The organism is Streptomyces sp. NBC_01314, assembly GCF_041435215.1.
In the GTDB taxonomy this organism is placed as follows: domain Bacteria; phylum Actinomycetota; class Actinomycetes; order Streptomycetales; family Streptomycetaceae; genus Streptomyces.
Genome location: NZ_CP108394.1, coordinates 7,639,278 through 7,654,013, shown reverse-complemented (window position 1 = coordinate 7,654,013; position 14,736 = coordinate 7,639,278). Strand labels below are relative to the sequence as shown.

Genomic DNA, 14,736 nt, shown 5'->3' with positions numbered 1-14,736 from the left:
CCACCCCTTCCCGTACGGCAGAATTTCTGTCATGGGGATAGTCGCCGGGCTGGACAGTTCGCCCGAATTTACGCGCATTGTCGTCTGTGACTCGGACACAGGGGCCGTGCTCAGGCAGGGGTATGCCCCGCACCCGCTGGAGTCGGCGGAGGGCGGGGGGCGCCCGTCGGACGTCGATCCGCAGGCCTGGCTGCTGTCCCTGGGGGAGGCGGCCACCGGAGGCCTGCTGGAGGGCGTGCAGGCGATCGGGGTGTCGTCCCAGCAGAACGGGCTGATCGCGCTGGACGCACAGGGCAACACCGTGCGCCCCGCGATGGTCGGCGGCGACAAGCGGACCCAGGTCGCGGCGGCCGACCTCGTCGACGCGCTCGGGGGGCGCGGCGCGTGGGCGGAGGCCGTCGGCTGCGTGCCGGGGGCCGCGCAGCCGGTGACCAAGCTGCGCTGGATGAGCCGTACGGAACCGGATGCCGCCATGCGGACGGCCGTACTGCTGCAGGCGCACGACTGGCTGGTCTGGCAGTTGCTGGGGCGGCCGGTCAGAAGGACGACGGACCGGGGCGGGGCGTCCGGGACCGGGTACTGGAACGCGGCGAGCGGGCAGTACCGCACGGATCTGGTCGAGATGGCGCTCGGGCACCAGGTCATGCTCCCCGAGGTGCTCGGCCCCTCGGACGCCGCCGGTACGACACCGGAGGGGCTCCTCATCTCCGCCGGCACCGGTGAGACCATGGCCGCCGCGTTCGGGCTCGGCATCGGGCTCGGGGACGCGGTGGTGTCGCTGGGGGCCTCCGGGTCCGTCATGGCCGTCCACACCACGGCGCTCGTCGACTCCTCCGGGATGATCACTTCGTTGGCCGATGCCACGGGTATGCATCTGCCGGTCGTCACCACGCTGAACGCCGTACGGACGTTGCGCGGGGCCGCCGAGATGCTGGGCGTGGCCGATCTGGAGGGGCTGTCCGACCTGGCGATGAAGTCGACGCCCGGGTCGCACGGGCTGGTGATGCTGCCGTATCTGGAGGGTGAGCGGACGCCGAACCTGCCGCACACGGCGGGGACGCTGGCCGGGCTGCGGCGGGAGTCGATGAAGCCGGAGCACTTCGCGCGGGCCGCGTTCGAGGGGATGCTGTGCGGGCTCGCGGACGCACTGGACGTGCTGCGCGGCCGGGGTGTCGACGTGCGGCGGATCTTCCTGCTGGGTGCGGCGGCGGGGCTGCCCGCCGTGCAGGCGGCGGCGCCGGCGCTGTTCGGGGTACAGGTGGTGGTGCCGCAGCCCGCGGACTACGCGGCGGTCGGCGCCGCGCGGCAGGCCGCGTGGGCGCTCGGGGTCACGCAGGGGGCGCTCGATCCGCGTACGCCACCGATGTGGCCGGGGGCGGCGGCGCAGGTTCTGGACCCGGGGGACGAGCTGGCTGTGGGGCAGGCGGTTCGGCAGCAGTACGTCTCGGTTCGTGAGCAGACGCATCCTGGGGCGTTTCGGGCCTGAGGGGATGCCTGGTCGGGTGAGTGGGCGGCCGCGGGTCCGTTGTGGCTGGTCGCGCCCACGCGGCGGAGCCGCACATCGATAGAGCCCCGCGCCCCTACAGGATCTGCGGTGCGCCCCAGCCGCAAAGGTTCGGGCATGGTGCCCTCACAGTCGGGTTAATTCGGTTGAGGTAACGCGGGGGGAGTGTCCGACGATGGGGGGTGGTGCCACCCGAACCCCGTCCTCGACTCCGAGAGATCTCGCGTGCTCATACGATTGCTGAGAAGTCATCTTCGTCCGTACCGGACACCGATCATCCTGTTGGTGCTGCTGCAGTTCGTGCAGACGTGCGCCACGCTCTACCTGCCCACACTGAACGCGGACATCATCGACAAGGGCGTGGTGGAGGGGGACACGGGTTACATCCTGTCCTTCGGAGCGCTGATGGTCGGCATCTCGTTGGTGCAGGTCGTCTGCAACATCGGGGCCGTCTACTACGGCGCCCGCACCGCCTCGGCGGTCGGCCGGGACATCCGGGCCGCCGTTTTCGACCGGGTGCAGTCGTTCTCGGCACGTGAGGTCGGTCACTTCGGGGCCCCGTCGCTGATCACGCGGACGACGAACGATGTGCAGCAGGTGCAGATGCTGGTGCTCATGACGTTCACGCTGGTGGTGTCGGCGCCGATCATGTGCGTCGGCGGCATCGTGCTGGCGCTCGGGCTGGACGTGCCGTTGTCGGGGGTGCTGCTGGCCGTCGTACCGGTGCTCGGCATCTCCGTCAGCCTGATCGTGCGCCGGCTGCGCCCCCTGTTCCGCACGATGCAGGAGCGGCTGGACACCGTGAACCGGGTACTGCGGGAGCAGATCACCGGCAACCGGGTCATCCGTGCCTTCGTGCGGGACGACTACGAGAAGGACCGGTTCCGTAAGGCGAACGCCGAGCTGACGGACGTGTCGCTGGGAACCGGGCGGATGCTCGCGCTGATGTTCCCGATCGTGATGACGGTCGTCAACGTGTCGTCGATCGCGGTGGTGTGGTTCGGTGCCCACCGGATCGACAGCGGCGGGATGGAGATCGGCGCGCTCACCGCCTTCCTCGCCTATCTGATGCAGATCGTCATGGCTGTGATGATGGCCACCTTCATGTTCATGATGATGCCGCGCGCGGAGGTGTGCGCCGAGCGCATCCAGGAGGTGCTGGACACCGAAACGAGTGTGGTGCCGCCGGTCGAGCCCGTCCGGGAGCTGCGGCGGCACGGGTTCCTGGAGGTGCGGAGTGCGGGCTTCCGCTATCCGGGTGCCGAGGAGCCGGTGCTCAGGTCCATCGAGATCGTCGCGCGGCCCGGTGAGACGACCGCCGTCATCGGGTCCACGGGCAGCGGGAAGTCGACGCTGCTCGGGCTGGTCCCCCGGCTGTTCGACGTCACCGACGGTGAGGTGCTGGTGGACGGCGTCGACGTACGGAAGCTCGATCCGAAGCTGCTGGCCAAGACCGTGAGCCTGGTGCCGCAGAAGCCGTATCTCTTCTCGGGGACCGTGGCGACGAACCTGCGGTACGGCAATCCGGACGCCACCGACGAGGAGTTGTGGCACGCGCTGGAGGTGGCGCAGGCCAAGGAGTTCGTGTCCCGGCTGGAGAACGGGCTGGACTCGCCCATCGCGCAGGGCGGGACGAACGTGTCCGGCGGGCAGCGGCAGCGGCTCGCGATCGCGCGGACGCTGGTGCAGCGCCCGGAGATCTATCTGTTCGATGATTCCTTCTCCGCGCTCGACTACGCGACCGACGCCGCGCTGCGGGCGGCGCTGGGGCGGGAGACCGCCGACGCGACCGTCGTGATCGTCGCCCAGCGGGTGGCGACCATCCGGGACGCCGACAGGATCGTCGTCCTCGACGAGGGCCGGGTCGTCGGCACCGGACGCCACCACGAGCTGATGACCGACAACGAGACCTACCGGGAGATCGTCCTCTCCCAGCTCACGGAAGCGGAGGCAGCCTGATGGCCGGGCCGTTGGCACGGATGGCGGGGGCCGGGGCCCCCGACCAGCACTCCATGGACTTCAAGGGGTCCGGGAAACGGCTGCTCGCGCAGTTCAAGCCCGAGCGGTTCACGATGTACGCGATGGTCGTGTGCGCAGTGCTCAGCGTCGGCCTTTCGGTGCTCGGACCGTGGATTCTCGGCAGGGCGACCGACCTGGTGTTCGCGGGTGTCGTCGGGCGGGAGATGCCGGCGGGCGCCACGAAGGCCGAGGTCCTGGAGTCCATGCGCGAGCGCGGGGACGGCGGGGTCGCCGACATGCTGTCCGGCACGGACTTCACACCGGGCAAGGGCATCGATTTCGACGCCGTCGGCACGGTTCTTCTGGTTGCCCTCGGCATCTTCCTGGTCGCGGGGCTGCTGATGGCGGCGGCCACCCGGCTCTCCAACCGGGCCATCAACCGGACCGTCTACCACATGCGCGAGGAGCTCCAGGGGAAGCTGTCGCGGCTGCCGCTGTCGTACTTCGACAAGCGGCAGCGCGGTGAGGTGCTGAGCCGGGCGACCAACGACATCGACAACATCGGCCAGACGCTGCAGCAGTCGATGGGGCAGCTCGTCAACTCGCTCCTCACCATCATCGGTGTGCTGGTGATGATGTTCTGGGTGTCGCCGCTGCTGGCACTGGTCGCGCTGGTGACCGTGCCCGTGTCGTTCGTGGTGGCCACGCGTGTCGGCAAGCGGTCGCAGCCGCACTTCGTGGCGCAGTGGCGGGTCACCGGGAAGCTCAACGCGCACATCGAGGAGATGTACACCGGGCACACGCTCGTGAAGGTGTTCGGGCGCCAGGAGGAGTCGGCGAAGCAGTTCGCCGAGGAGAACGACCGGCTCTACGAGGCCGGGTTCAAGGCCCAGTTCAACAGCGGGATCATGCAGCCGCTGATGTTCTTCGTCTCGAACATCAACTATGTGCTGGTCGCGGTCGTGGGCGGACTGCGGGTCGCGACCGGCTCGCTGTCCATCGGTGACGTACAGGCCTTCATCCAGTACTCGCGGCAGTTCTCGATGCCGCTGACGCAGGTGGCGTCGATGGCGAACCTGGTGCAGTCGGGGGTCGCGTCCGCCGAGCGGGTCTTCGAACTGCTCGACGCGGAGGAGCAGGAGGCCGACGCCGTGCCCGGGGTGCGGCCCGAGGAACTGCGGGGGCGGGTGGCGCTGGAGGGGGTGTCCTTCCGGTACGACGCCGACAAGCCGCTGATCGAGGATCTGTCGCTGGTCGTCGAGCCGGGGCACACCGTGGCGATCGTCGGGCCGACCGGGGCCGGGAAGACGACCCTGGTGAACCTGCTGATGCGGTTCTACGAGGTCACCGGGGGGCGGATCACGCTCGACGGGGTCGATGTCGCGTCCATGTCCCGGGACGAACTGCGGGACGGGATAGGGATGGTGCTCCAGGACACCTGGCTGTTCGGGGGGACCATCGCGGAGAACATCGCCTACGGGGCCTCCGCCGCGCGGAAGGTCACACGCGGGGAGATCGAGGAGGCGGCGCGGGCGGCGCACGCGGACCGGTTCGTCCGGACGCTGCCCGACGGGTACGACACCGTGATCGACGACGAGGGGACCGGGGTGAGCGCGGGTGAGAAGCAGCTCATCACGATCGCCCGGGCGTTCCTGTCCGATCCGGTGATCCTGGTGCTGGACGAGGCGACGAGTTCGGTCGACACGCGTACCGAGGTGTTGATCCAGAAGGCGATGGCCAAGCTGGCGCATGGGCGTACGTCGTTCGTGATCGCGCATCGGCTGTCGACGATCCGGGACGCCGACACGATTCTGGTGATGGAGAGCGGGGCCATCGTGGAGCAGGGGGCGCACGCGGAGTTGTTGGCTGCGGATGGGGCTTATGCGCGGCTGTACAAGGCGCAGTTCGCCGAGGCTGTGGCCGAGGTGGACTGAGGGGGCGGTGAAGGGTGTGGGGGCTGGTCGCGCAGTTCCCCGCGCCCCTTTCAGGGGTGCGGGGAACTGCGCGAGGGACCACGCGCCACCCGCACCCGCCGACGCACCGGACCTCCCGAGCTCTCCGGCGGAATCAGTCCAGGTAGCCCCTCAGTTGGTCCGCGAAGGCGTGGTCCCTGAGCTTGTTGAGGGTCTTGGACTCGATCTGCCTTATGCGTTCGCGGGTGACGCCGAAGATGCGGCCGATCTCCTCCAGGGTGCGGGGGCGGCCGTCCGCCAGGCCGTAGCGGAGTTGGACGACCTTCCGCTCGCGTTCACCCAGCGTGGACAGGACCACCTCCAGGTGCTCCCTCAGCAGCAGGAACGCGGCCGATTCCACGGGGCTCGCCGCGTCGCCGTCCTCGATGAGGTCGCCGAGGGCCACGTCGTCCTCCTCGCCCACGGGGGCGTGGAGGGAGACCGGTTCCTGGGCGAGGCGGAGGACCTCGGTGACGCGTTCGGGGGTGAGGTCGAGGTGGGCGGCCACTTCGTCCGGCGTGGGCTCGTAGCCCCGTTCCTGGAGCATGCGGCGCTGGACGCGCACGACCCGGTTGATCAACTCGACGACGTGGACCGGGACTCGGATGGTGCGGGCCTGGTCGGCCAACGCGCGGGACATGGCCTGGCGGATCCACCAGGTCGCGTACGTCGAGAACTTGTAGCCGCGGGCGTAGTCGAACTTCTCGACGGCCCGGATGAGGCCCAGATTCCCTTCCTGGACCAGGTCGAGCATGGTCAGGCCGCGGCCGACGTAACGCTTCGCCACCGACACGACGAGCCGCAGGTTCGCCTCGATCAGGCGGCGCTTGGCCATGCGGCCCATGACGACCAGTTTGTCGAGGTCCAGGGCGAGCTGGGTGTCGAGGTCGGGGGCGTTGGCGAGCCTCTCCTCGGCGAAGAGACCGGCCTCGACGCGGCGGGCCAGCTCCACTTCCTCCACGGCCGTCAGGAGGGGAATGCGGCCGATCTCGCGCAGGTACTGGCGGAACAGGTCCGAGGAGGGGCCGCTGGTGTCCGCGCGGCTGCGCGGCAGCCTCACGGGCTCGGGGGGTTCGGCCGTCTCGATGACCTCCACCACCACGGCGGCCGACGGCTCGTCGGGCTCGGGCGGGCCGTCCGGGGCCGCCGCCTCGGGGTGGTGCACGGCGCGGCTCTGGGCGGGCACCGCGGTGATGACGTCGGGCTGTGCGTCCGGCTCCGAGCCGTCGGAACCGATGGCCGTACCGGTGTCGTTCTGTACGAGGGTCTGGGTCTGCACGGGGGCGACCTCCAGGAATGTCGCTGCCAGGGCGTACGGCAGCGGTACGTCTGGGATGGCGCGGGCGGCCTCTCCGCCGTCCATCCCGTACTCATCGAGCGGAACCGCGGGGATCTCGGACCCGTGCGGGACGGGTCGGCCGCGCTCCGAGGACTCAGGCACCGGAACCCAGTGTGGAGTACGACACACAGCCGCCACGAGGGGCGTGCGATGACTTTTTGCGTCCGGTCGGTGACCTCAGGGTTACTCCGCCGTACGAGTGCGCTGCTGGGAGGGCCCTGAACCGCTCGAAGGCCGTGCGGAACGGGGTGGCTCCGGCGTGGGATTGGCATGTGCGCCAGGGACGTGCACGCCCGGGGCGCCGACCGGCACCGCCTCAGAGCGCCTCCGCGCCCCGTTCCCGCAACGCCTGGTCGTACTGCTGGAGCACCCACAACTCGTTCTGTACGGCGGCCAGCTGGGCCGGGTCGCCCTGGGCGGTCGCCCTCGACAGGCTGCCCTGGACGTCACGCACCCGGCGTTCGACGGCCCGGCGGCGCACGGTGACCAGTTGGGCGCCCGCGTACATGTCGTCGACCGTCTTGCGCATGATCGCCTCGACGGCCAGCTCGGTCACCATGGCCCGCACCGTGTCGTCCGGCGCCGCCTCGCGGACCCGGACCAGGTACTCCTGCGGGTCCACGGCGCCGTACTCGACGCCGCCCGCCTCGATGATCGCCTCGCGGACGGCCGCGTACTGGTCGGCGGTGAACTCGTCGACGCCGTACGCGTCGAAGGCGGGGGCGACCAACTCCGGGCGCTGGAGGGCGAGTTTGAGGAGTTCGCGTTCGGTGGCGAACACCGGGTTGCGGAGGGTGAGGGCCGGGCCGGACGGGGGCCGGGCGGTGGACTCGTACGGCTGTGCCGAGCGCTGTGCGGACGGGGCGGGGCCCTGGCCGCCCCGGTCGCGGGCCCAGCGGGCCAGCTGGGCGACGCGCTTGACGACGAACTGGGTGTCGAGGATGCCGAGCATGCCGGCGAGCTGCACGGCGACCTCGTGCTGGGCGCCGCTGTTCTTGATGCGGGCCACGACGGGCGCCGCCTCGTCGAGGGCGGACGCACGGCCCGCGGGGGTCTCCAGGTCGTAGCGGGCGACGATCTGGCGGAGCGCGAACTCGAAGAGCGGGGTGCGGGGTTCGGTCAGCTCGGCGACCGCCTCGTCGCCCTTCGCGAGGCGCAGCTCGCACGGGTCCATGCCGTCCGGGGCGATCGCGATGTATGTCTCGGCGGCGAACTTCTGGTCGTCCTCGAAGGCACGCAGGGCCGCCTTCTGGCCGGCCGCGTCGCCGTCGAAGGTGAAGATCACGCGGGCCGAGCCGTTGTCCATCAGCAGCCGGCGGAGGATCTTGATGTGGTCGCCGCCGAAGGCCGTGCCGCAGGTGGCGATCGCGGTCGTCACTCCGGCGAGGTGGCAGGCCATGACATCGGTGTAGCCCTCGACGACCACGGCCCGGCTGGCCTTGGCGATGTGCTGCTTGGCGAGGTCGATGCCGTACAGCACCTGGGACTTCCTGTAGAGCGCCGTGTCCGGGGTGTTCAGGTACTTCGGGCCGTTGTCCGACTCGTAGAGCTTGCGGGCGCCGAAGCCGACCACGTCTCCGCCGATGTCGCGGATGGGCCACATCAGGCGGCCCCGGAAGCGGTCTATGGGGCCCCGGCGGCCTTCCTGGGACAGCCCGGACAGCAGCAGTTCCTTGTCGGCGAAGCCCTTGCCGCGGAGGAAGCGGGTGAGGTGGTCCCAGCCCTGGGGGCTGTAACCGACGCCGAAGTGGACCGCGGCGGCCTGGTCGAAGCCGCGCTCGGCGAGGAAGATCCGGCCGGTGTCGGCCTCGGAGCTGGTGGCGAGCTGTTCCGCGTACCACTCGGCGGCGATCTTGTGCGCCTCGACCAGGCGGATCCGCTCACCGCGCTGGTGGGAGGGGTTGTAGCCGCCCTCCTCGTAGCGCAGGGTGATGCCGGCCTGGCCGGCCAGCCGCTCGACCGCCTCCGAGAAGGACAGGTGGTCGACCTTCATCACGAACGTGATGGTGTCGCCGCCCTCCTGGCAGCCGAAGCAGTGGAAGAGCCCCTTGCTCGGGCTGACCTGGAACGACGGCGACTTCTCGTCGTGGAACGGGCAGAGTCCCTTGAGGTTTCCTCCGCCCGCGTTCCGCAGCTGGAGGTACTCGGACACCACGGCGTCGATCGGGACCGCGTCCCGTACCGCCTTCACGTCCTCGTCATTGATCCGTCCTGCCACGCGGTGATTCTACGGTGGTCCGCTGACAGTCATGGGGCACGGGCGGCGCCCCGAAAGGGGCGCGGGGCTGTGACGGCACGCGGCTCCGCCGCGTGGGCGCGAGCAACCGCCTGCCACCCGCACTCGCCCTCGCGCCCCGACCCCGTAGGCGCCTAGGCGATCAGGCTCTCCAACGGTACCTGTGGGTTCGCGAGCGCCTCCACGTCCACCGCGGCCCGGGACCGGATCAGCTCCTGGATCGGCTCAGTGACATCCCACACGTTGACGTTCATCCCGGCCAGCACCCGCCCCTCCTTCACCCAGAACGCGACGAACTCCCGCTTGCCCGCGTCCCCCCGGACCAGCACCTGGTCGTACGACCCGGGCGGCGCCCATCCCGAGTACTCCATCCCCACGTCGTACTGGTCCGAGAAGAAGTAGGGCACCCGGTCGTAGGTGACGTCCTTCCCCAGCATCGCCCGCGCGGCGGCCGGCCCGCCGTTGAGCGCGTTGGCCCAGTGCTCGACCCGCAGCCGGGTGTCGAAGAGGGCGTGCGGGAAGGACACGACGTCACCGGCGGCGTAGACGGAGGGGTCGGACGTTCGGAGCTGGGCGTCCACCGCGATGCCGCCGCCCTGTGACCTGTCGGCCAGTTCCAGCCCGGCGGCTTCGGCGAGGCCGACCCGCGGCGCCGCTCCGATGGCGGCGAGGACGTCGTGCGCCGGGTGCTCCTCCCCCGTGTCCGTGCGGGCCGCGAGGACCATCCCGTCCTGGCCGACGATCTCGGTGAGCCTCGCGCCGAAGTGGAAGCGGACCCCGTGCTCGCGGTGCAGCTCGGCGAAGAGGTTGCCCAGCTCGGGGCCGAGCACGCCGTGCAGCGGGGTGGGTTCCGGCTCCACGACGGTGACTTCCGCGCCGTACTCCCGGGCCGCGGCCGCCACCTCCAGGCCGATCCAGCCGGCGCCCGCGATGACGAGGTGGCCGTTGTCCCGGCCGAGGGCGGCGAGGACGCCCTTGAGACGCTCGGCGTGGGCGAGGCGGCGCAGATGGTGGACGCCCGCGAGGTCGGTGCCCGGAATGTCCAGGCGGCGGGGCTCGGCGCCGGTCGCGATCAGCAGCTTGTCGTAGTGGACGAGGGTGCCGTCGTCGCCGAAGCGGACGGTCTTCGCCGTACGGTCGATCGCGTCGACGGTCTGGCCGAGGTGCAGCTCGATGTCGTTGCGCGCGTACCAGGACGGTTCGTGGACGAAGACGGTGTCGCGCTCCTCCTTGCCGAGCAGATAGCCCTTGGAGAGCGGCGGGCGCTCGTAGGGGTGGTCTCGTTCGTCGCAGATCAGTATCACGCGGCCGGTGAAGCCCTCCGCTCGGAGCGTCTCGGCCGCCTTCGCGCCGGCGAGACCGCCACCGACGATGACGAATGTCTGATCCGCGTCGACCACTTGATGCCTCCTCTTAAGGGTGCGTCCACATGCGAGCGTCCCGCACACAGCGTGATGCGGGAAGAGGTAGTGACCCGATCAGGCCACGGAGGGTCACGTGTGAGTCATATCCCCGCATATCCCTGTCACATGCGCCCCGTCAGTCTCGCGTGCAACGTGCGGGCGGAGGGGTCGGTGAGCGAGGCGATCTGGTCGACGATCACCCGCTTGCGGGCACGGTCGTCCACGGCCGTGGCGAACAGTGCACGGAACTGGGGTTCGAGGCCCTCCGGCGCGCGGGCGGTGAGCGCCTCCGCCAGTTCGGCGACGACGATCCGCTGGTCGGCGCGGAGCCGCTCCTGTTCGGCCCGCTGCATCACATACCGGTCGGCGACGGCCTTGAGGACCGCGCACTCCAGGCGCGCCTCGCGCGGGACGACCAGTTCGGCGGCGTACCGGGTGAGGGGACCGCTGCCGTACGTCTGCCGGGTGGCGCCCTCGGCCGCGAGGCAGAAGCGGCCGATGAGCTGGCTGGTGGCGTCCTTCAACCGGGCCTGGGCGACGGCCGTTCCGTCGTAGCCGTGCGGCCACCACTCCTGGTCGAGCAGGCGGTCGAGGGCCTCGGCGAGTTCGGCCGGGTCGGTGTCGGCGGGCACGTACCGGCCGCGCGCGACCTCGAACACCGCCTGCCGTTCGGGCTCCGCGTGCAGGCAGTTGGGGTCGATGTGGCCCGCGTGGAGGCCGTCCTCGACGTCGTGCACGGAGTACGCCACGTCGTCGGACCAGTCCATGACCTGGGCCTCGAAGGTCGTGCTGGTGCCGGGGGCGTCCTTGCGGACCCAGTCGAAGACCGGGCGGTCGTCGTCGTAGACGCCGAACTTGGAGGACTTCGGGTCGGTGGGGTGGGCGCCGCGCGGCCAGGGGTACTTGGTGGCGGCGTCCAGGGCGGCGCGGGTGAGGTTGAGGCCGACGCTGACGAGTTCGCCGGTGGTGTCCGACCGTACGAAGCGTTTGGGTTCGATCCTCGTCAGCAGGCGCAGGGACTGGGCGTTGCCCTCGAAGCCGCCGCAGTCCTCGGCGAACTCGTTCAGTGCCTGTTCGCCGTTGTGGCCGAAAGGGGGGTGGCCGAGGTCGTGGGAGAGGCAGGCGGCCTCGACGAGGTCCGGGTCGCAGCCGAGGGCGGCGCCCAGCTCGCGGCCGACCTGGGCGCACTCCAGGGAGTGGGTCAGGCGGGTGCGGGGGCTGGAGTCCCAGGCGAGGTTGCGTGTGCCGGGTGTGACGACCTGGGTCTTGCCGGCGAGTCTACGCAGGGACGCGGAGTGGAGTACGCGGGCGCGGTCGCGTTGGAAGGCGGTGCGGCCGGGTCGTTTGTCGGGCTCGGGGGCGTAGCGCTCCGTGGAGGACGGGTCGTAGCTTGCCGGGGTGTCGTGGCTGGGGGGTGCGGTGCCTTCCATGATTCGACAGTACGGGGAGGTGGTGACAAATGGGCGCCTACTCGTCTGCCGTGTGCTGTTCGTCGGCGGGTGCGGGTCATTCGTGGCTGGTCGCGCCCACGCGGCGGAGCCGCATATCGATACAGCCCCGCGCCCCTTGAGGGGCGCTCCTGTTCGCCGGGAGTTCCACAGCTCCCCTATGCCGACGCCAGGGCTCGCTCCACCGTCGTCCTGGGCGTCGTCAGGGACTCGTCGTAGCGGTGCAGGATCAGGCTCGCCATCGCCGGGTGGGCGCCCAGGGGGGCCGCGGCGATCCAGGGGGCCGCCTCCGCGCACTGCCTGGCGAAGCGGCCGGGGGCGGTGAAGTAGGAGGCCACGGCTATGCGGGTGCGGCCCAGGGCGGTGAGGGTACGGACGGCGTCGGCGACGGTGGGGGCTGCGGCCGAGGCGTAGGCGGGGATGACCGGGACGCCCAGGCGGTCGGCGAGGAGCTGGGCCGTGCGGCCGGTGTCCTCGGCCGCCTCGGGGTCGCGGGAGCCGGCGGCGGCGAGGACGACGGCACTGGTGCGGCGGGTGACGTCGTTCGTCCGCGTGCGCCAGCCGGCCTCGACGAGGCGGGTGTGCAGGGTCTCCACGAGGAGGGGGTGCGGGCCGAGGGGGGCGGCCAGGCGGGTGCGGGCCTCGGCGGCCGCGGCCATCTCGGGGATGTCCTGCTTGGTGTGGTAGCCGCGGCTGAGGAGCAGGGGGACGAGGACCGCTTCCCGGCCGCCGAGGGCGGCGAGCGTGTCGGGGAGCAGGGGCTCGTTCAGCTCGATGTGGCCGAGGTGTACGGAGAGGCCGGGGCGCTGCTCGCGGACGCGCTCCATGAGGGTGCGTACGGTCGCCAGGGCGCGCGGGTCACGGCTGCCGTGCGCCACCAGGACCAGAGCGGGCGGGGTCGGGCGCCGGGTTCCGTCGCGGGAGACGAGGCTGAGCTGCGAGGCCAGCTGGTCACTGATCAGGTTCATGATGTGCGCCGTACTGTCGAGGTCCGCGTTCGACTTGCTCGTCGTCGCCGTCATGCACCGATGGTGCCGTGGGGAGGTTGCCTCCCCGTTGCACGGTGGTGACGGGTGTTTTCCGGCGGTTCACCGTGCGCCGTGGGGGTGTGTGAACCTCCATGACCTGGTGTTTCAACTCGTTCGAGTGAAGCTTGTCACGCTGGGCGGTGAACCGGAGCGATGCGGATGACGTCTTCGTTGGTCGGAAGACGGGCGCGGTCGGGCCCGTCGGAAACAACCCGGACACATATGGGGTCCGACGAACGGGGGTGGGCCGCCGTGAGGCGTGTCGGGCGGGTGATTCGGCTGCCGCGTACGCGGGCGGGGCGGCGGCGGGCCGTGCAGGCGGTGATGGTGCTGTGCGCGCTGGCGCTGCTGCCCTCGACCTGGATGTTCACGGCGGCCGGCGACCGGCTGCGGACCACGGCCGACGTGCCGCGCTCCGAGGTCGCGATGGTCTTCGGCGCGGGGCTGTGGCAGGGCGAGCCGTCGCCGTATCTCGCGCGCCGGCTGGACGCGGCGGCCGAGCTGTACCGGTCGGGCCGGATCAAGGTGGTGCTGGTCACCGGGGACAACAGCCGCGAGGAGTACGACGAGCCGGACGCGATGCGTGGCTATCTGACCGAGCACGGCGTGCCCGACGACCGCATAGTCAGTGACTACGCCGGGTTCGACACCTGGGACTCCTGCGTCCGCGCCAAGAAGATCTTCGGCGTGGACCGCGCGGTGCTCATCAGTCAGGGCTTCCACATACGCCGGGCGGTCGCGCTGTGCCAGGAGGCGGGCGTCGACTCGTACGGCGTCGGGGTGCAGGACCGGCATGACGGGACCTGGTACTACGGGGCCACCCGTGAGCTGTTCGCGGCGGGCAAGGCCTCCCTGGACGCGCTGTTCGAGCCGGACCCCCGTTTCCTCGGTCCTGAGGAAACGGGGGTCTCGAAGGCGCTCGCGTCAGCGGGTTAGCGGGTCAGCGGGTCAGCGGGTCAGCGCTTGAGCAGGTCAGCGCTTGAGCAGGTCAGCGCTTGAGCGGGGCAGCGCGTCGGCCCGTCGGGGCGTGAGCGGTCAGTGCTGGACGGTGCCCCAGGTCCCCTGGTCCACGGCGCAGCCCCACTTCTTGCCGTCCGTGGTCTTGCCGTAGACGGCGAACTTCACCTCGTAGAGGTCGGTGCGCAGCATGCGGGTGGAGACCTTGAAGGCGGCGCTCTTGCCGGGCTTCAGGGTCTTGGCGGCGACCTTGACGATCTGGTTCGTCTTCTGGGTGATCTTGGCGCCCTTGGTCGTCACCGTCGCCTTGCCGAAGCGGAGGCTCTTGGTGTTGGTCACCTTGAGGCTGACGTCCTTGAAGGTCACCTTCTTGCTGGAGTTCGTGAGACCGAACCGGAGACCGCCGTTGGTCACCCAGTTGTTGTTGTCCACATAGAACTTCTTCAGATAAGTGATCTTGATCGGGCAGCTCGCGGCAACCTGCGTCTCGACACCGGCCTGCTTCTCGACGGACGCGGCGGACGCGGCGCCGGCGAAACCCAGCTGGGTGGCGGTGAGAGCTCCGGCGGCCCCCAGGACGGCGACGGTGGTGCGCATACGGTTCACGGTGATGGTTCCTCTTCCCCCTACGGCCCTCGCACGGGCCACGTGACAGGACGTACGCCACGCGGGGCTCACGGCACGACCCCCGTTGTCTGTGGCGCCCGTAGTTCTTAACACGCAAGGGCCGAACAGGTCGGCGGTAAGCGCTTGAACGGCCGCCTACGGTGACAGAACTGGTACATCGACGCACCCTGCGTTCACGGCGGCCCCGGGCCCTCGCTCCGCGGCCCCGGCACCGGCTCCTCACGCCGGGTCCTCACGCCGGGTCCGGGCGCGCCGGGAGGTCCCCGTGCCGGTCGCGTAACGG

The 14,736-nt window shown here is 70.5% G+C and carries 10 protein-coding genes; 4 read left to right on the top strand and 6 right to left on the bottom strand.

Features of this window, described 5'->3' with window-relative positions; translation table 11 throughout:
- The first annotated feature begins 31 nt into the window (after positions 1-31).
- The 3 genes from OG622_RS33740 (at position 32) to OG622_RS33730 (ending at position 5,397) form a co-directional block, all read left to right on the top strand.
- Positions 32-1,486 carry an FGGY family carbohydrate kinase gene (locus OG622_RS33740; RefSeq protein WP_371580407.1) on the top strand — a complete coding sequence of 485 codons (1,455 nt, stop codon included), beginning with the start codon at positions 32-34 and terminating at the stop codon, positions 1,484-1,486.
- A gap of 243 nt (positions 1,487-1,729) precedes the next feature.
- Positions 1,730-3,463, top strand: a complete 1,734-nt coding sequence (locus tag OG622_RS33735; protein ID WP_371580406.1) for an ABC transporter ATP-binding protein — start codon at positions 1,730-1,732, stop codon at positions 3,461-3,463.
- The gene (locus OG622_RS33730) at positions 3,463-5,397 is read left to right on the top strand and encodes an ABC transporter ATP-binding protein (RefSeq protein ID WP_371580405.1); all 1,935 of its coding nucleotides are present in this window, start codon (positions 3,463-3,465) and stop codon (positions 5,395-5,397) included. The genes OG622_RS33735 and OG622_RS33730 overlap by 1 nt, the downstream gene beginning before the upstream one ends.
- A 133-nt stretch (positions 5,398-5,530) precedes the next feature.
- Here OG622_RS33730 and OG622_RS33725 read toward each other — a convergent pair whose 3' ends face one another.
- The 5 genes from OG622_RS33725 to OG622_RS33705 all read right to left on the bottom strand — a co-directional run bounded on the left by OG622_RS33725 (position 5,531) and on the right by OG622_RS33705 (position 12,863).
- A complete protein-coding gene (locus tag OG622_RS33725) occupies positions 5,531-6,856 on the bottom strand; it encodes an RNA polymerase sigma factor (protein WP_371580404.1) in 1,326 nt (441 codons plus the stop codon).
- Between the two features lie 214 nt (positions 6,857-7,070).
- Positions 7,071-8,972 carry a DNA primase gene (gene dnaG, locus OG622_RS33720; RefSeq protein ID WP_371580403.1) on the bottom strand — a complete coding sequence of 634 codons (1,902 nt, stop codon included), beginning with the start codon at positions 8,970-8,972 and terminating at the stop codon, positions 7,071-7,073.
- A 152-nt stretch (positions 8,973-9,124) separates the two neighbouring features.
- The gene (locus tag OG622_RS33715; protein WP_371580402.1) at positions 9,125-10,390 is read right to left on the bottom strand and encodes an NAD(P)/FAD-dependent oxidoreductase; all 1,266 of its coding nucleotides are present in this window, start codon (positions 10,388-10,390) and stop codon (positions 9,125-9,127) included.
- Positions 10,391-10,515: 125 nt separating this feature from the next.
- Positions 10,516-11,823 carry a deoxyguanosinetriphosphate triphosphohydrolase gene (locus OG622_RS33710; protein ID WP_371580401.1) on the bottom strand — a complete coding sequence of 436 codons (1,308 nt, stop codon included), beginning with the start codon at positions 11,821-11,823 and terminating at the stop codon, positions 10,516-10,518.
- Between the two features lie 176 nt (positions 11,824-11,999).
- Positions 12,000-12,863 carry a sirohydrochlorin chelatase gene (locus tag OG622_RS33705; protein ID WP_371580400.1) on the bottom strand — a complete coding sequence of 288 codons (864 nt, stop codon included), beginning with the start codon at positions 12,861-12,863 and terminating at the stop codon, positions 12,000-12,002.
- A 228-nt stretch (positions 12,864-13,091) separates the two neighbouring features.
- On the opposite strand from OG622_RS33705, the gene OG622_RS33700 reads away from it, so the two are divergent.
- Entirely contained in the window at positions 13,092-13,805 is a 714-nt protein-coding gene (locus OG622_RS33700) for a vancomycin high temperature exclusion protein (RefSeq protein WP_371580399.1), read from the top strand.
- Positions 13,806-13,904: 99 nt separating this feature from the next.
- Here the strand turns inward: OG622_RS33700 and OG622_RS33695 are convergent, their stop codons facing one another.
- Positions 13,905-14,423, bottom strand: a complete 519-nt coding sequence (locus OG622_RS33695) for a hypothetical protein (RefSeq protein ID WP_371584300.1) — start codon at positions 14,421-14,423, stop codon at positions 13,905-13,907.
- Positions 14,424-14,736 lie beyond the last annotated feature (313 nt).